Here is a 16,026-nt window from a genome sequence, read left to right as displayed (position 1 = left end):
AATTTTGAAATTAACCCGAACCGAGGCTAATCATCATGTCCCGCCCGCAAGCGGGCGGGACATGATGATTAGCTACTCATACATCACTAAACTTGTGATTGCAAATAGTTAGGTAAACCGATCTGATCGATCAGCTTTAGCTGTTTTTCCAACCAATAAGCATGATCCTGTTCTGTATCTACAAGTATTTTGAGTAAAATGTCACGGCTCTGGTAATCTTGTTCAACCTCACACACCGCGATCGCCTCTTTGAGATCATCAATTACCTTGTATTCAAAGTCCAAATCATTCTTTAGCATTTCGGGAACAGTTTTACCAATCTTTAACCCGTCTTGCTGTGACAGATCAGGTGTACCTTCCAAAAACAGAATTCTCTCAATTAACCAAGTTGCATGTTGGGTTTCATCCGCCATTTCATGATCAATGCGTTCATACAATTTGTTCAATCCCCAATCAGCGTACATGCGTGAGTGGGTGAAGTATTGATCTCGTGCGGCTAACTCACCACTCAACAACTTGGACAACTGCTGTAAAACCTTCTCACTGCCTTTCATTATTTTCTCACTTATATTTTTTAAAAGAATCTTATAGATTACTTGTGCAATCTATTTTTAAAAGCTAAACCATCGACTGTAAGAAGTTATGCAAGCCTGAGTTTTCAATCAACCAAACTTGGGACTCTAGCCAATCAATCTGCTCTTCAGTATCTTCTATTAGTTTGGCAAGCAAATCACGACTTACGTAATCTTGTAGAGTCTCACAAGTTGCTACAGCCGATTTCAACCCATTTAAAATTTCATTACATAGAATAAGATCACTGTCTAGTAATTCGGGTATATTTTCACCAATCCGAAGACTACCTAAGCTTTGTAAATTGGGCAATCCCTCTAGAAAAAGCACTCTTTCAATCAGATCGTCGGCTTGCTTCATTGCCTTGATAGAATAGCGATATTCCCGATCATTAAGCTGGCTTAAACCCCAGTTTTTACACATTCGGGCATGAAGAAAATATTGATTAATGGCTGTTAGTTGAGCTTTAAGAGCATCGTTTAACTGACGCTTTACGTCTAGATGTCCTTGCATAGGGATTTATCCTAATTTAATCGGTAACGTTATCTTGTTTATCATACTTGACTCAGTAATTCAAAGTTCAAAACTTCTAGAGTTGTGATGATTATATGACTTACACCAAAGTACAAAATGGCTACGCCATTTTGTACTTTGGTATTACCTAAAAGAAAGTAGTTGTAGAGCAACGCCAGAGGTAGCTCGGATAAATCAAAACTCAAAAGATGAGTGACGGCGCTTCGCGCCGCCACTCATCTTTTGAGTTTTATGTCCTAAGCAAAACTTACATCGCTGTTGACTTGACGAATTCATCTAAGACAGGCGAAAATAATGACAATTATTTTCAATAAGTGCAATTGTTCTTACCACATATTTTTTCAAAGGGATTAAAGCAAAGATGTACATTTGTATTTGTAATGCGGTAACTGAGAAAGATATTCAAAAAGCTGTTAGCAAAGGTGCTAGCTCGATCGCCATGCTATCGGAATTAACGCTATTGGGTAAGGACTGTGGCTGCTGCACCGAAGAAGCCCATCGGGTTTTGAAGCAATGTGCGGGTAAGCCTTCAAGAACGTAATAATCTTTTGGCGTAAGAAAATAGCAGCTATCAATAGTAAACAATAGTAAATAAGTACGCACTCACTCGCAAAAGGCGATTGGAATTTCTGTAAAGAAACAACTTCTCTCACCAGTGTGACAGGCGATATCGCCAACCTGCTCGATTTTGACCAAAATCACATCGCGATCGCAATCGTAGTAGAGCTTTTTAAGTTTTTGGATATGCCCAGATGTAGCTCCTTTATGCCATAGCTCTTGGCGTGATCGGCTCCAATAATGCACTTCACCAGTTGACACTGTTAGTTCCAAAGCATGACGATTCATCCATGCCATCATCAAAATTGTGCCATCTTGATGATCTTGCGCGATCGCAGGAATCAATCCTCGATCATCATATTTGAGATTGTCAATCCAATTGTCAGACATTTTTTAGATATTAGATGATTAAAGCAAATTATACCAAGCATTCCTGTAATTGTTGTTGAAGCATCTGTGCATCAAGATTTCTGCCAATGAGAACTAATTGGTTGTCAATCGGCTTCTTACGATGGTCATAGTTCAGTTCGTAGCGCTTTCCGCTCAATTGAAAAATAAAACGCAGATCTTCAGCCGCAAAACTGAGAACGCCTTTCGCTCTAAACACATCAACGGGCATTACCTTATCAAGGAAATAGGTGAACTTGTCTAAATCGAAACGGCGATCGCTTTGGAAAGAAACAGAAATAAATCCATCATTATCTAAATGGTTGGAATGGTGATGATGATGTTCATGATCGTGATGTTCGTGCTTGTGATGATGATGCTCATATACTTCATCCTCGTTCTCTACTTGTTGATAGACACTAGTTGGAGCAAGATCCACATCTAAAATCAAGGGCAATGGAACTTCACCATGCTGCGATCGCAGGATTCTCGCTTTAGATTTTGTCTTACGAAGATATTCTTCTAATTCATTAACTTGAGCTTCTGGCACTAAATCGGTCTTGTTCAGTAAGACTATATCGCCATACTGCACCTGACTAAGCGCCGCCTCACTACCAAAATGCTCAGCAGTAAATGTCTCCGTATCAATCACAGTAAGAATAGAATCGAGGCGGGTGAGGTGCTTTAGTTCTGTTCCTAAAAAAGTCAAGGCGATCGGTAGAGGGTCAGCAACGCCAGTAGTCTCAATTACCATATAGTCAATGCGATCTTCTCTCTCCAAAACGTTATACACCGAATCAACTAAGCTGTCATTGATCGTGCAGCAAATACAACCATTGCTTAGCTCCACCATGCCATCTTCAATATCAACAAGTAACTGCCCATCAATGTTAATGTCGCCAAATTCATTCACCAAAACCGCCACTTTCAAATCCTGACGATTTTTGAGAATTTGATTGAGGAGTGTCGTTTTTCCACTACCCAGAAACCCCGTAACAATCGTTACAGGCATTCCCCGTTTAGGAATATCGAGTTGAGGAGTTTTCATAGTCTTGTCCAATTTGGATTGAATAGTGCTGGGGTTTTATTTAGGCAATGATAATGATTATCATTCTTATAATCATACTCACATTAACCACTATGTCAACCTCAACAAATTTTTTGACAGGGTAACCGCACATGATTGTTAACAAAAAAAGCACATGATTGTTAACAATCCAGAAAGAAATAGAGAGAAGGGAGAGAATTGAGTATATTAAGAATAAGAAGCCAAAATGCTAGAACACAGTCAGCCTAGTCGAAACCCACTTTGGGAACTTGCGAGATCCAATGATTCAAATGCCATATTTTCTCTCCTTCGCTTATTGTACTTTCCAACAACTGTGACACACACCACAATATGCTCACAGTAATTTTATTAATCTGTTCTGATGTGTTCATGACCTTTGCGTGGTATAGACACCTCAAATTTTTTCAAAATCAATCGCTACTGTTTGTTATTTTGGCAAGCTGGGGCATTGCCTTTTTTGAATATTGCTTCCAAGTACCTGCAAATCGTTTTGGTTATGGTGAATTTACCGCTACGCAGCTCAAACTGATCCAAGAAGCGATCTCAATTCTTACCTTTATTGCTTTTGCTATCAATGTCTTAGGAGAAAGCATGAAATGGAATCATGTGGTTGCCTTTGGTTTAATGATGGTGGCTGTATGGTTTTCAGTTGCTTTTAAGTAAATATTTATTAAAACGACGTGATGTGCAACTAAGAAAGTGCCAAAAAAACTCACAGTCGAGAGTGTTAGAAAATAGGACTAACGCCATTAGCCATTAGCGGTGAGCATCATGTTTTCTATGGAATATTTTATCATTGCCGTCTTTTGCAAAATCGATGAACTACTCAAAGAAATAACCGCAACTCAACGAGTCAGAGGCAAAGGATTTGCACCAGTCTTAAGTACCTGTGCAGAATTACCCAAACCCGTAAGTTTGCGCCCCGCAGGGGCGCAAACTTACGGGTTTGATTTTGTAATTAATTTGCTCATTTACTTAAGTGACAGTGAAGTGTTAACGATGGAAATCGTAACTGAGTAWCAGGGTATAGAGACTGACGTAGGGATCTGGAAATATTTTCGTAAGCATTGGAGGGATTGGTTTCCAGTGTTAAAAAGTCGTACTACCTTTGTCCGTCAGGCAGCTAATCTGTGGCAGTACAAAGCAATGCTGCAACAAAAACTAGCTGAACAGTTAGGTGCTTTAGATGATGACGTGCATCTGATTGACGGAGTACCAATACCTCTGTGTTATCTCTGTCGTGCATCCCGTTGTCGTAGCTTTGAAGATATTGCGGACTATAATTACTGTGCGGCTAAAGACATGCATTACTATGGCTTTCATGGTCATGTCCTCATTTCTCTTCATCCTTTGCAGTTTGAAGACTTGGTTGATTCTTAATTCTTAGTTGCACATCGCGTTTAGTAAATAACAATCTACTTAAAAGTTTTCATTGTCTGGGGGCATCCCCATTACCTCTCTTGCTTAAAGGGCTTAGGGCATTGTGTTGCAATCTCTATCGTGGGAGGATGCCCTCCCGCCCTTTTTTTGTGTAAAAGCGCTGCTAATCAACGCTTTTAGCTTTTTTGGATTTTATTAAATTATCATTCCTAACCATGAAAAGTGGTGCTTTTTAGCTCTTGGAAAAAAAGATTTTTATCAATATCAGGGTTATACCTGATATTGATAAAAAAGAAATTTCGCTAATATATAAACATGGATATCTAAAATGATTAATCGAAAGATTGAGATGGGAGCAGAAGCATTTTTTTAAATTAGGATATTGATAGTTTTTAAAACTATATTACAGAGAGATAGAGAATTATGAATATACGATTGCCACCAGAAAAAAAGTTAGAACATGAAATATTCTGTCAAGGTATCAAGAATATTGACGTAGAAACTATGCAAATTATCCTTGCAAAACTACACATGATGTATTTACAGGAACAAGCTTTATTAAATGAAATAGTAAATAACAATCTACTCAAAAGTTTTTAGAGGTTATTGTCTGGGGGCATCCCCATTACCTCTCTTGCTTAAGGGGCTTAGGGCATTGTGTTGCAATCTCTAGCGTGGGAGGATGCCCTCCCGCCCTTTTTTTTGCGTAAAAGCGTTGGTTAGCTAAGCTTTTAGCTTTTACTGTAATTAATGTCTATAAGTTTGAAATCAAATATCAGGGTATTCCCTGATATACATCAAATGGTAATGACGATAGATTAGATACATAGAAAACGGGAGGGAAAAGATACTAAAGAGGGGGAAGAGAAAATCTAACACTCTGTATCAATTCTCAAAATTATTCAGTCAAAATTGATTTACGGATAGGAAAAACTATCCATTTAGAACAAAAAAAGAGAGGATAAATATATGCTATCTACTACACTTCGCCGCCTTTTGGTTGCTTCTGGTCTTGTTGTCGCTACATCTTTCGGAGCAGCTTCTGGAGCTTTTGCTGCTGATACAACTAATGTCATTCTCGGTGGTACTGTTACTTCCACCCTTGCTATTTCTTCTAGCAATCCCAACGCAGCGATCGATCTTGCACCTTCTCAAATTGATACAGAAGTTAAGGCGGCTGATCTCGCTTTCGGTACAAACAACAGTGCAGGTCTAACTGTAGCTTCAAGCGGCACTTTGACTTTAAGTAATGGTGTAGCGACTCCTGTACCATTCACCGTTGGTATCGTTGCAGGAGCTAGTGGAACGCCAACAAGTTATGTTGCAACTGGTGCGACTGTGTTCACCACCTCGGCTGCGGCTGCCCCTACTACTGCTCACGCTCTTTATATCAAGTATAGTACTGCGGCTTTCCAAGACCCTGGTAACTATGCAGCAACTGTCACCTTGACAGTTACGGATAATTAATAACTAGATTTTGACTGCTAAAGAGAATTATAAACTCAACCCGTGCAAGTCAAGCATCTAAGTTATACCAAAACTAAAAATGGCGTAGCCATTTTTAGTTTTACAAACTCTTACTGGGTTTGGTTTTTAATTAACAAAAGTGTTGTCACACTTTCGTTAATTGGTATTAGGAATCTAAATAAATCACAATAGTAATTGCTCAACCTAGAAGAAATAAGGGTTTCAGGCATTTTGACGCATCAAAAAGCATCTAAATGATTCCATTCTCATTAAATAAGTGATAAATTACTGTTTTATTTATTAATTTATAGAGATAGTCAGCAATTTTCCAGTTATACGAACACTGTTTTTTGTTGATTCTTCTAGGTTGAGCAGTTACTCACAATATTTTTTTGAAAGTGTTGCTTAGCAAAGCTTTCAAAAAAATATTAGTTTTTACTTCAGCACAACGCGATGTAAGTCTGCATGAAGGAAGTTAGGATTAAGGAAATGCAACTTTCTCTTTGGTCACTAGGATTATTAACATGTATAGCTTTAACAGGAATGCAACCTGCGATCGCTACTCCTTCGGTAGTGGCTGATGTTACATCATCAGCTAATAGCTTACCCCTTGATGGGGAAGGTGACGCTACGACGCATGTGGTCAAAGTTTCTACCCTATTACTTTCGACAGATAGCAGCAAAGGTTTTACTGCTACTATTAGCTCTGGTAGCCTCACAAAAACAGGACAAGAAACTCCTATTGCCTACCAAGTAAAAATAGTTGCATCTGGAGCAAATCCACCTAGCCCTGCTGATTTTACGATCGCTTCTGGAAATAACTACACATTTTCAACAAACCAAACAGGTTCGCAAAACTACGATCTATATGTTCTTTATAGTCCTGCTAATCTACAAGATCCAGGCACGTACAGCACAAATATTTCCATCTTCATTTTAGACAATCCCTAGTTTTGGCGAGAAGTTGGCTGGGAATTTTATTGAGTTTGCATCGATTTAAGTCATTTCCCTACATATGCGATTTGCATCGCTTAAGATCGTTTAAAGCTTTTATCCGTATTTTTATGAGTTTAAAGCAATGAAATTTATTTTCCCCAGCTTTGGGCTAACACTTTTTCTGTTATTAGCCAATATCCAACCTAGTTGGGCTTTCAAAATTGAACCGATTTCGCGGACTTTCACTCCCTCAGGATCAAATGCAACCCAGTCCTATGAACTGATTAGTAATAAGTCAGAGCCAGAAGCGGTTGAAATGTCGGTAGTTAAGCGGTCAATGGACTTAGACGGCAAGGAAAGTTATGAGCCAGCAGATGATGATTTTTTGATTTATCCACCGCAAGTTATTCTGAAACCGAATACAAGACAAGCTGTGCGGGTGACATGGCTAGGCGATCCAACTCTGCAACAAGAAATGGCGTATCGATTGGTATCAAGACAAGTTCCGATTAATCTCAAAAAACCTGAGATTGGGAAACCTAATGGAACAAGGGGTAAAGTAGAAGTCCTTTTAACTTATATGGGTTCGCTATATGTCCGTCCCACGGATGTACAGTCTAAGGTAGTTGTCGATAGTGTGACTGTTCAAAAGAATGATCAGAGCAAATCAACGATCGCCTTGATCTTAGAAAACCAAGGCTCAGCACGAGCTAGTCTTAGAAACTTTAGCCTCAATCTCACTAGTAACGGTAAAACCGTAATCCTAAAACCTGAACAACTTCAAGAAATTAGTTCTAAGGTGATTTTGGCAAAAAATAAACGCCGCTTTGTATTTGCCTATCCTGCGGAGTTGCCACAACAGGGCAATGTCACCGCAACATTTGACTATAACCCTTAATGTGAATATTCATAAATTAACTTGGTTCAATCAAATCACAGGACAATTTATTACTAAAAATGCTCGCATAGCAAGCATTTTTAGTAATAATGATTAATTTGGTAAACTTGTAAGGTGCTGAAAAAAATTTAAAATTTTGCGATCGCTTTAGAGTTTATGAACACTACAAAAAATATCCTCTTCGCGATCGTCAGTTTAGCTTTACTTTTTCCCACTAGTGCCTTAGCTCAATCCAACCCAGTAAACCCCACTCCTTCCGCCCCAGACAAACCCAATTCCGAGCCTCAAACTGCACCAAAGATTGAACCTGATCCGTCTGAAGATGAACTGTTTGAGCAAGTATTTAAGCGAGCGCGTACAACTCAAGGAGTACAACGTCTCATTGTGCCTTGGTCTATTGATAATCAATCTAAAGGACAAATTTTTGTTCTTTTTATCCCCAGTAGCACATCAGGACTCAAAATTCAGTCTGCACCTCTCTTGTCAAGCCTTGCAGAAATTATTCGACCTGAAATCCTCGAAAAACTTCAAGCTGCTGTAGATACTGAGCGAAATATCTCCATTGAGGCTCTACGCCAAAATGGATTAGAAGCGATTTTTGATGAGCGCCGATTGGAATTGTTTATTCAAATACCTGCGGCTCAGCGCAAGATTAATATCTATAATTCGCAATCTCAAGATCCAGAACTAGCGAATGCGATTTTACCGAGTCAGTTTAGCGGTTATTTCACAATACGCGGTAGTGAGCAATTTGTATCGTCAAATATTGCCAGCTCTGAGCCATTTCGACGACCTCTCAATCTAAACTTTGATACGGCAATTAATCTGAATAATTGGGTTTTGGAAGGGAATTTCTCATTTATAGAAAGAGCCTCATCAGAATGGACACGCGGGGATTTTCGGATTGTTCGTGATGACTTAGACAATGCTTTGCGTTATGTAGCAGGAGATCTGGCTGTTCCAGTAGTAGGTTATCAAACTAGCACCCCACTAATTGGGGTAACGGTTGCCCGCAATTATGGATTGCAACCCTATTTAATCACCCGTCCCGTTAGTCAGTACGAATTCTTTCTAGAAAATCCTTCTAGAGTTGAAGTATTTAGTAATGGAAGACTAGTACAAACCTTAAGATTACCCGCAGGGCAGCAAGATATTCGCAATCTATCCCTTGGTTCAGGTATTAATGATGTTCAACTTGTGATTACGGATGATGTTGGACGCATCCAGCGCTTAGATTTTGCCAATGCGATCGCTGCTAACTTACTTGCTCCAAATGTCCAACAATTTGCCTATAGCGTGGGTTTTCCTAGCCTTGGCACAAATAGTAATCGAAACTATGACTGGTCATCCCCGACACTGGTCGCTTCCCATCGTTTAGGAGTTAGTAATGTTTTGACATTAGGGGGATATCTACAGGCTGATCGTAATCAACAATTAATTGGGATTGAAGGAGTTTTAGCAACTACTTTGGGGAATTTTGCTTGGGATACAGCTTTAAGCAATACCAATCAGGTGGGGACAGGGATTGCGGCAAGGTTACGCTATGACTTCCTCAAAACAGGCAGTAGCAATCCTTTAGAACAGACTTTTGGCTTTACTGTTGAACATCGTGGGGTGAATTTTTGGTTGGCTGGCGATAGGGTAACGAATTTTCTCCGTAATCCTTCAGTATTAGATTTGACCGCCTATTATCAACAAAAACTATTTTGGGACATATCGGGCGGCTTAAATTTTCGCTACCAGTTAGGGCGCGATCGCCCAAATTCTTACCAAGTAGGATTAAATTTAGGGAAATCCTTTAATAATGGATTAGGGCTGACGATTAATCTCAGTGAGTCAGGAGATGGAGTTAATCCTAAGGAACAAAGAGCATTAATTAGTTTGGTCTGGGTTTTGCCGCAACAGCGTCAAGTTATTCAAACTTCGGCGGAACTAAGCAGTAAAAATAGCCAAACTTTGCGGACAAGTTGGAGTGCGAGTTCGCCAAATTCCCTAGAAGGAATTAATGTTTCTTTAGCAACAGCACTTTCTCCTACTAACGATGATTTCACAGGTAGACTTTCCTATAATGGCTATAGGGGAAATTTAGAACTTTCCCAAGACGCGCTATTTAGCCGTACTGGTCAGATTACAAATACGACGCGCATCGACTTTGGCACATCACTGGTATTTGCCGATGGCTACTTCGGCATCTCGCGTCCTGTCAATGGCAGCTTTGTTTTAGCAGTGCCGCATCCCACATTACAAGGTCGAGTAATTGGGATTAATCCCAGTGCGATCGGGGGGAATGCCGCCCAGATTGATTGGGCAGGCGTGGCTGTATTACCAAATCTATCGCCTTACCAGGTTTCTAAGTTGCGGATTGATGCACCGAGTTTACCAGTGGGCTACGATTTAGGAACGAGTAACTATAATGTTTTGCCAACCTATAAAAGTGGCACAGTAATCAGAATCGGTACAGATGCAACGATCTTTTTGCGCGGTACATTACGTAATGCCAAAGATGAACCTTTATCTTTATTAACGGGTGAATTAATTTCTGTTTCTGATCCAACTTGGACTCCTCTACAACTATTTACTAACAGAGCAGGAAAATTTGCTTTAACAGGTGTCAAGCCTGGAAGTTATGAACTAAGAATGTATAGTGATCCACCAATAATTTTCTCAATAGACATTCCCAAAGATAAAATTGGAATTTATGACTTGGGTGTAGTGCGATCGCCATGATCTTACTCACCTACAGGGTTTTGCTCACAAATCCTGTGGCAAGGTAATCTTCACGATTAGCAGCCGATTGAACTACTTACCCCTTTTTGCAGTTGCAAAGGATTTATTAAGGCAAGTATGGGCGGCGCGAAGCGCCGCCCATACTTGCCTATTTAGCACTACCAGACTGAGAAAGTTTGCTACGGATATGACAATTCGCAGCATATAGTGGTATATCTCAACTATTGATGACAAATTGGTGATCAAAGATGATCAAAGTGCTGACCAAAATCGCGGCTCTAGAGGTAATAGGTCTATCAATATGAAATCCTTAGGACTTAGAATCAAAAGCCGATCTTCATGGGCGATCGCCGCCAATTACATCGCTAGCAGTATTTTTAGCAGTATTTTTATAACGGGTTTGGGCTTGGCAGATAGTCTTAGCCTCTCATCACCCGCGATCGCCCAGACTGTAAATCCTTCCCTCACTTGCCCACAGATTACAAATCGGCGCTATGTCGTCATACTGGATCGCCCTGCCAACCTACTGCCCCAGTTGCCAGAATTTTTAGCGATCGCTGCCGTACCTTGTAATTATCTCAATGCCTCCATGACTTTTTTTGGTGGTTTTGACAATGCCCAAGCTTCGACCTTTCGCGCCAATCAACTACGAGCATTAGGGCTAGATGCAGTTGTGCATTCTTTTTCTGCGAAAGTGAATGATATTCCCGCAAACTTACAAGCATCTGTAATTTTGGTGGAACTGAGCAAAGAGCCAAATATGGCAATTCAACAGGTGCAATCTCTATCTGGAAAGAGTGCAGTTCTTGCCACGTTTAGTAATCGATCAGTAATTTTGGCAGCACCACTAGCCAGTCAACAAAGTGCCAATGCGATCGCCACAAAGCTACGTGGTCAAGGACTAGCGGCTCAGGTAATTGGCGCTTCGTTAATTGCTCCCCCCATTACGTCGTCAAATACCACAAGTTCTGTTCCCACAAATTCCGTCCCCATTTCTACACCTACTAAGCCCAGTTCTACTGCCACGATTTATCGGGTACTAGTTCCCAATGCAAACCCTAATACCTTAAAACAGATCCGTGAACTCGCGCCCGATGCTTTTGTGACTATTTTCAAGGGAAAATCCTATATTCAAGTGCGGACTTATAGCAATCGTAGCAATGCCCATCGTGAGCGCGATCGCTTGAATGCTCGCTTTGCAGGCACGATTTTAATTCAAGATTAAAGCTCAAGATTAAACCTATGGCATCTGGTTCCAAATCTTTAACTAACGATGATTTACCAGCCTACACTGTGCGTGTAAGCGATCGCGCTAAGTCTGTGCGCCTTTCACTTTCCGTAGAAGCGGGTTTAGAAGTGGTTATCCCTGCTGATTATGATCATCACAAGGTTCCTGAACTGATTCAAAAAAAGCGTGATTGGATTGTTCGCAATCAACTCAAACTCGATCAGCGTGAAGCTTTTTTTCAGTCACAGGCTCCCCATGAGTTGCCTGACAGCATCAATTTGCGATCGCTGGGTGAAGAATGGCGGATTGAGTATCAAGAGGTTTCGACAAAATCAAGGGCGATCGCCATCCAAGAAAAAAAATCTGAACTAAAGCTCATTGTGAACGGGAATATTACCGATGTCGAAGCTTGCAAATTTTTTCTGAAGCAATGGCTGATGAAGAAAGCGGAAAAACATTTATTCAGTTGGTTACGCAGAGTCAGCATTCGCGCTAAGTTGCCCTATCGCACTACCGCAGTAAGAAGCCAAAAGACTTTATGGGGTAGCTGCTCTGGTAATCGTAATATTAGTCTTAACTACAAACTACTTTTTCTCGAAGCCAATGTTGTTGAATATGTACTAATTCATGAGCTTTGTCACACAGTTCACATGAATCATTCAGATAAGTTTTGGAAATTAGTCAGTAAGTTTGAGCCAAATTACAAAATACTAGATAAATCTCTTAATCAAGCATGGCAAGTCATTCCAGCATGGCTGGATTTTTAACCAGCAAAGAACTCTATGCGCGAGTTCTTTGCTGGCTCGGGTTTGATAAGCCCAAGAATAGGGGTGCGGCGCTTAGCGCCCCTATTCTTGAGTGGGAAGAGAGTAGATATTTTTTAAAGTTACTGAATTTTTAACGCTAATTCTTTAGGAAGATTTTCTATTTATTTACTCTTAATTAGTCTGTGATAGGAATAATTGCTTGAAAGTATCACCCCACAAGTAAATAAATGCTGTAGTACAGACCCTAAAGTTTTCCCAAAATTAAGGTTGATGTGAGCGAACTCACAAGACATAGGTGAATCGCGTCTATGGGGATTTTAAGTTAAGCACTATACTGTCATATTGAAATTAACAAGTGTGAGGTATGCATTTATGACTGAAACAAAACCAAATTTACTACCAATCATTGGTGGCGTGGCTGTAGTAGTAGCAGGGGGCGTAGGTGCTTATTTCTTCCTAAATAAGCCATCTATTCTGCCTACGGGTAGTAGCACTTCGGGAACACTGACGATTGTGCCTAAACAGTCATTGATGGCTATGTCTATCTCCACCGACGAAGCCGCCTTGTCCAAAATAGAGCAGTTCCTGTCTCCAGAAACCAAAAAACTTTACGATCAGGCGATCGCGGAAGTCAGGAAAAATCTCTCATCAGGTGACGTTGACTACGACAAAGATATTAAGCCTTGGGTTGGCAAAAATATAACTTTTGCGATTTTACCTTCTGGGAGAACGGCCAGCCTTGTACCAAGAAAATCACAAGCTGCTATTCAAAATCGCTATGTACCGATGAGCGATACAGGTTCGATTCAGTTTGTGCAAGATAAAGCTGCTCCTGAAGCAAAGACTATCCCAAATATTCTGATCGTAGTTGAGGTTAAAGACAAAGCTGGTGCTGAGAAGTTTTTGACCGAGAAAATCAAAACTAAGGCAGGTGGTAAAGAAAAGCAGTCTGACTATAAAGGTGTGAAGATCACCCAATATGGCGAAGGTAGTCAGGGCAGTGTAACTGCAATGGTTGGGGATTACTTGATTGTTACCCCTCAAGAACAAACAACTCAGAAGGCGATCGATACCTTTAAAGGTGAAGCTTCGTTAGCAAGTGCCGCAAGTGCTGATGATCTCAAGATTCAAAATCCCGTTGCCCAAGTGTATATCCCTAACTTCGGCACATCAATTGTGGAGCTAGCCGCTCTAAATCCTGAAGCCCAGACCATTCCCCCAGAGTCACTGGAACAATTGAAGCAGGTCAAATCTGTGAATATGGGATTTGGCATTGATGATGCAGGTATTCGCTTCAAAGCCCTTGGTAAGTTTGACCCTGCGGCCATTGCTGCACTCAAAAACTCGCCTAACAAGGTTATGAGTCAGATTCCTTCTCAAGCCTTTATGGTGACCACGGGCTTTAATATCAAGAGTTCATGGGAGCAATTTGTTAAGTCGGCAGATAAAAATCCTGAAATCAAGAAAGGGCTTGATGAAGTCAGAGCGCAACTGAAGTCTTCGCCATTGGCTCTCGATCTTGACAAAGATATCTTTGGATGGATGGATGGCGAGTTTGCCCTAGCTTCTGTAGCTGGTAAGACCGAAGGAATTTTGGCACAAACTCAAGGACTTGCACCTTTACTAATGTTGCAAACTTCAAACCGTGCTGCTGCCGAATCTTTGTTCAAGAAACTGGATGATTTTGCGAAGCAAAATGGTGCAACGGTAGCCAAAAAAGATGTCGGTGGAGTCTCTGTTACTGAGTGGTCGGCGGCTGGTGCTGGTGCGATCATTGCTCATGGCTGGAGCCAACCAGATACGATTTTCCTCACCGCTTCTCCCATTGTGTCTTTGTTTGTTCCAAAACCCGCAACTGCACTTGATGCGGATGCTACTTTTAAGTCAGTGATTAGTACTCTACCTACTAACAATGTTGGCTATTTCTATATCGATGCCGATCGCACATGGAGTATTGTTCAGAGCTTCATGCCTCCTGCGGAGAAAGCAAAGACTCCTCCTGAAGCAAAAGCTTTGATCGAGTCTATCCGTGGCATCGCGGGAACTGCTGTCTATCCAAATTCAGAGACTGCTGAAGTTGAAGTAATCTTGGCTCTTAAGAAAGGCGGTAAGTAAATAAAGCATAAAGTGCTTCCGAAGCAATAAAATAAAGACGCACATCATAGCGTGCGTCTTTTTTCAATAGGTCTACTATCGAAATGAATTCTGCTTGAAAGCATTGAATTCTTGCGTATGCGATTGTCTTTCAGAGTCCAGAGAAGACATTACGGACTGGAAACTGCTTTCACATTGTCTTTTACAACTCTCAGCGTCACTAGAGAAAGCTATACATCCAGAACGGCATACTCTATTGTTTCCCTCCTCCAATATCAAGTTTTTTTGATAGTTAAAAGTAATCCATAACGACCAATAGCTTGATAGTAATTGAGATACCTGTTGATATTCCTTAGAACAGTTAGAATCATTCTTGAGGTGACTAACTAAGAGCTTAGCTTCTTGGAGCGGCATAATCATACTGTTAGCACCTAGAGGGTTGTGGGGCAAAGATTGGAGATCTGAAAGAGTTTGCGAAATGTCTCTAGAACAAGCAACAGAGTTTAGAGTTGGAGTTGAAGTAGCGTTAGAAATATAATCAGAAGTATTAGTAGAAACTAAGCTTGAGTCTGATGGGGGGGGAGCTTTACTACAAGCACTAGCTAGTAAAGCAGAAAGGCACACAGTAGCTAAAAATCTAGAAGAAATTAATTTCATAATTGACTAACAATATAACAATAGGTGAATGTTCATTAGAGAACTAAAAAATTTGCCCACTAATAATTTGTTGTGTTTTGGATTTGCAGAAAGCGCACCTCAAAGGGTACGCTTTCTGCAAATTATTTGTGATTATTATCTTTAGCTAAACCAATTAACAAGACCCTCCAAAAGACCTTGCCAAAAGGAGTCATCAGCCCAATCTGGAGGAGTAAGGCTGTTGTGTGGTAGATTGTGCATGTAATGTGAATGAGCGTGGTGTTCAACATAATCCATGTAATCTTTGTGGTTCATATGTTTACCTCTAAATATGTTGATAGATGCAATGGTATTGATTCTTATTAGAACCAATAATGAATATTAAAGTCTAATTAAATGTTCTAGTGACGACGCATTTGAGAAGCAGCTAGGCAAGCCCCAGCCACATAGCCAACTTTAGCTCCCACAACAGAACCCAATGGACCAAACAAAGAGCCTATAGCACTACCCATCAACGCGACACCTTTCGCAGTTGTTACAACTGCTGTAGTATGTGGATCAACAAGCATATTTAATCTCCTCCAAAAATGTGAAATAAGAATTTCAAGCAAAGAAAAATTGTGGTTCAAAATCTTCCTTAGATTGATAGTTTTTAGCTTGCCACAATAATCATTGAAAACAAACCCGTCTAGGCTGGTTTATCCGACAAATAATACCAGTCTAGACTGGTATTATTTGTCGGAATATTTACTAAGATTTAAATAATTAACCTAAT

The 16,026-nt window shown here is 40.4% G+C and carries 16 protein-coding genes and 1 pseudogene; 11 read left to right on the top strand and 6 right to left on the bottom strand.

Going from position 1 to position 16,026, the window contains the following annotated elements:
- Window positions 1-86: 86 nt before the first annotated feature.
- A complete protein-coding gene (bfr, locus tag B9G53_RS06025) occupies window positions 87-554 on the bottom strand; it encodes a bacterioferritin (protein WP_094530201.1) in 468 nt (155 codons plus the stop codon).
- A 64-nt stretch (window positions 555-618) separates the two neighbouring features.
- Window positions 619-1,083 (bottom strand): bacterioferritin, encoded by a 465-nt coding sequence (gene bfr / locus B9G53_RS06020; RefSeq protein ID WP_094530199.1) that lies wholly within the window; start codon window positions 1,081-1,083, stop codon window positions 619-621.
- Window positions 1,084-1,465: 382 nt separating this feature from the next.
- Between bfr (B9G53_RS06020) and B9G53_RS06010 the strand changes: the two genes are divergently transcribed.
- Window positions 1,466-1,645: a (2Fe-2S)-binding protein gene (locus tag B9G53_RS06010; protein WP_094530195.1), complete on the top strand. Its 180-nt coding sequence runs from the start codon at window positions 1,466-1,468 to the stop codon at window positions 1,643-1,645.
- Between the two features lie 62 nt (window positions 1,646-1,707).
- Here the strand turns inward: B9G53_RS06010 and hisI are convergent, their stop codons facing one another.
- A complete protein-coding gene (hisI, locus tag B9G53_RS06005) occupies window positions 1,708-2,052 on the bottom strand; it encodes a phosphoribosyl-AMP cyclohydrolase (RefSeq protein ID WP_094530193.1) in 345 nt (114 codons plus the stop codon).
- 28 nt (window positions 2,053-2,080) lie between these two features.
- A complete protein-coding gene (locus tag B9G53_RS06000) occupies window positions 2,081-3,097 on the bottom strand; it encodes a GTP-binding protein (RefSeq protein WP_094530191.1) in 1,017 nt (338 codons plus the stop codon).
- Window positions 3,098-3,448: 351 nt separating this feature from the next.
- Between B9G53_RS06000 and B9G53_RS05995 the strand changes: the two genes are divergently transcribed.
- The 10 genes and pseudogenes from B9G53_RS05995 to B9G53_RS05955 all read left to right on the top strand — a co-directional run bounded on the left by B9G53_RS05995 (window position 3,449) and on the right by B9G53_RS05955 (window position 14,636).
- A complete protein-coding gene (locus B9G53_RS05995; RefSeq protein WP_094530189.1) occupies window positions 3,449-3,781 on the top strand; it encodes a DMT family protein in 333 nt (110 codons plus the stop codon).
- 108 nt (window positions 3,782-3,889) lie between these two features.
- Window positions 3,890-4,459, top strand: a pseudogene (locus tag B9G53_RS05990) (hypothetical protein); the annotation flags it as partial.
- A gap of 462 nt (window positions 4,460-4,921) precedes the next feature.
- On the top strand, window positions 4,922-5,098 hold the full coding sequence (locus B9G53_RS27220; protein WP_176453113.1) for a hypothetical protein: 177 nt from the start codon (window positions 4,922-4,924) through the stop codon (window positions 5,096-5,098).
- Window positions 5,099-5,467: 369 nt separating this feature from the next.
- A complete protein-coding gene (locus B9G53_RS05985; protein ID WP_094530185.1) occupies window positions 5,468-5,965 on the top strand; it encodes a hypothetical protein in 498 nt (165 codons plus the stop codon).
- 489 nt (window positions 5,966-6,454) lie between these two features.
- Window positions 6,455-6,916 carry a hypothetical protein gene (locus tag B9G53_RS05980; RefSeq protein WP_141211720.1) on the top strand — a complete coding sequence of 154 codons (462 nt, stop codon included), beginning with the start codon at window positions 6,455-6,457 and terminating at the stop codon, window positions 6,914-6,916.
- Between the two features lie 127 nt (window positions 6,917-7,043).
- Window positions 7,044-7,799 (top strand): molecular chaperone, encoded by a 756-nt coding sequence (locus B9G53_RS05975; protein ID WP_094530181.1) that lies wholly within the window; start codon window positions 7,044-7,046, stop codon window positions 7,797-7,799.
- A gap of 156 nt (window positions 7,800-7,955) precedes the next feature.
- Window positions 7,956-10,526: a fimbria/pilus outer membrane usher protein gene (locus B9G53_RS05970; RefSeq protein WP_094530180.1), complete on the top strand. Its 2,571-nt coding sequence runs from the start codon at window positions 7,956-7,958 to the stop codon at window positions 10,524-10,526.
- A 301-nt stretch (window positions 10,527-10,827) separates the two neighbouring features.
- Window positions 10,828-11,751, top strand: coding sequence for a hypothetical protein (locus tag B9G53_RS05965; RefSeq protein WP_141211719.1), 924 nt, complete (start codon window positions 10,828-10,830; stop codon window positions 11,749-11,751).
- A 17-nt stretch (window positions 11,752-11,768) separates the two neighbouring features.
- Window positions 11,769-12,521 (top strand): M48 family metallopeptidase, encoded by a 753-nt coding sequence (locus B9G53_RS05960; RefSeq protein ID WP_094530176.1) that lies wholly within the window; start codon window positions 11,769-11,771, stop codon window positions 12,519-12,521.
- Between the two features lie 372 nt (window positions 12,522-12,893).
- Window positions 12,894-14,636: a DUF3352 domain-containing protein gene (locus B9G53_RS05955; RefSeq protein ID WP_094530174.1), complete on the top strand. Its 1,743-nt coding sequence runs from the start codon at window positions 12,894-12,896 to the stop codon at window positions 14,634-14,636.
- A 75-nt stretch (window positions 14,637-14,711) separates the two neighbouring features.
- On the opposite strand, the gene B9G53_RS27215 is transcribed toward B9G53_RS05955, so the two are convergent.
- Window positions 14,712-15,272 carry a hypothetical protein gene (locus B9G53_RS27215; RefSeq protein ID WP_176453112.1) on the bottom strand — a complete coding sequence of 187 codons (561 nt, stop codon included), beginning with the start codon at window positions 15,270-15,272 and terminating at the stop codon, window positions 14,712-14,714.
- A gap of 380 nt (window positions 15,273-15,652) precedes the next feature.
- Complete coding sequence (locus B9G53_RS27210; RefSeq protein ID WP_176453111.1) at window positions 15,653-15,820, bottom strand: hypothetical protein; 168 nt, start codon at window positions 15,818-15,820, stop codon at window positions 15,653-15,655.
- Between the last annotated feature and the right edge of the window lie 206 nt (window positions 15,821-16,026).

The organism is Pseudanabaena sp. SR411, assembly GCF_002251945.1.
In the GTDB taxonomy this organism is placed as follows: Bacteria; Cyanobacteriota; Cyanobacteriia; order Pseudanabaenales; family Pseudanabaenaceae; genus Pseudanabaena.
This window is presented reverse-complemented; position numbering and strand designations above follow the sequence as displayed.

Excerpts from the sequence above, each read along its gene's own strand:
- bfr (WP_094530201.1), bottom strand. The coding sequence starts at position 554 with ATGAAAGGCAGTGAGAAGGTTTTACAGCAGTTGTCCAAGTTGTTGAGT.
- bfr (WP_094530199.1), bottom strand. The coding sequence starts at position 1,083 with ATGCAAGGACATCTAGACGTAAAGCGTCAGTTAAACGATGCTCTTAAA.
- B9G53_RS06010 (WP_094530195.1), top strand. The coding sequence starts at position 1,466 with ATGTACATTTGTATTTGTAATGCGGTAACTGAGAAAGATATTCAAAAA.
- hisI (WP_094530193.1), bottom strand. The coding sequence starts at position 2,052 with ATGTCTGACAATTGGATTGACAATCTCAAATATGATGATCGAGGATTG.
- B9G53_RS06000 (WP_094530191.1), bottom strand. The coding sequence starts at position 3,097 with ATGAAAACTCCTCAACTCGATATTCCTAAACGGGGAATGCCTGTAACG.
- B9G53_RS05995 (WP_094530189.1), top strand. The coding sequence starts at position 3,449 with ATGCTCACAGTAATTTTATTAATCTGTTCTGATGTGTTCATGACCTTT.
- B9G53_RS27220 (WP_176453113.1), top strand. The coding sequence starts at position 4,922 with ATGAATATACGATTGCCACCAGAAAAAAAGTTAGAACATGAAATATTC.
- B9G53_RS05985 (WP_094530185.1), top strand. The coding sequence starts at position 5,468 with ATGCTATCTACTACACTTCGCCGCCTTTTGGTTGCTTCTGGTCTTGTT.
- B9G53_RS05980 (WP_141211720.1), top strand. The coding sequence starts at position 6,455 with ATGCAACTTTCTCTTTGGTCACTAGGATTATTAACATGTATAGCTTTA.
- B9G53_RS05975 (WP_094530181.1), top strand. The coding sequence starts at position 7,044 with ATGAAATTTATTTTCCCCAGCTTTGGGCTAACACTTTTTCTGTTATTA.
- B9G53_RS05970 (WP_094530180.1), top strand. The coding sequence starts at position 7,956 with ATGAACACTACAAAAAATATCCTCTTCGCGATCGTCAGTTTAGCTTTA.
- B9G53_RS05965 (WP_141211719.1), top strand. The coding sequence starts at position 10,828 with ATGAAATCCTTAGGACTTAGAATCAAAAGCCGATCTTCATGGGCGATC.
- B9G53_RS05960 (WP_094530176.1), top strand. The coding sequence starts at position 11,769 with ATGGCATCTGGTTCCAAATCTTTAACTAACGATGATTTACCAGCCTAC.
- B9G53_RS05955 (WP_094530174.1), top strand. The coding sequence starts at position 12,894 with ATGACTGAAACAAAACCAAATTTACTACCAATCATTGGTGGCGTGGCT.
- B9G53_RS27215 (WP_176453112.1), bottom strand. The coding sequence starts at position 15,272 with ATGAAATTAATTTCTTCTAGATTTTTAGCTACTGTGTGCCTTTCTGCT.
- B9G53_RS27210 (WP_176453111.1), bottom strand. The coding sequence starts at position 15,820 with ATGCTTGTTGATCCACATACTACAGCAGTTGTAACAACTGCGAAAGGT.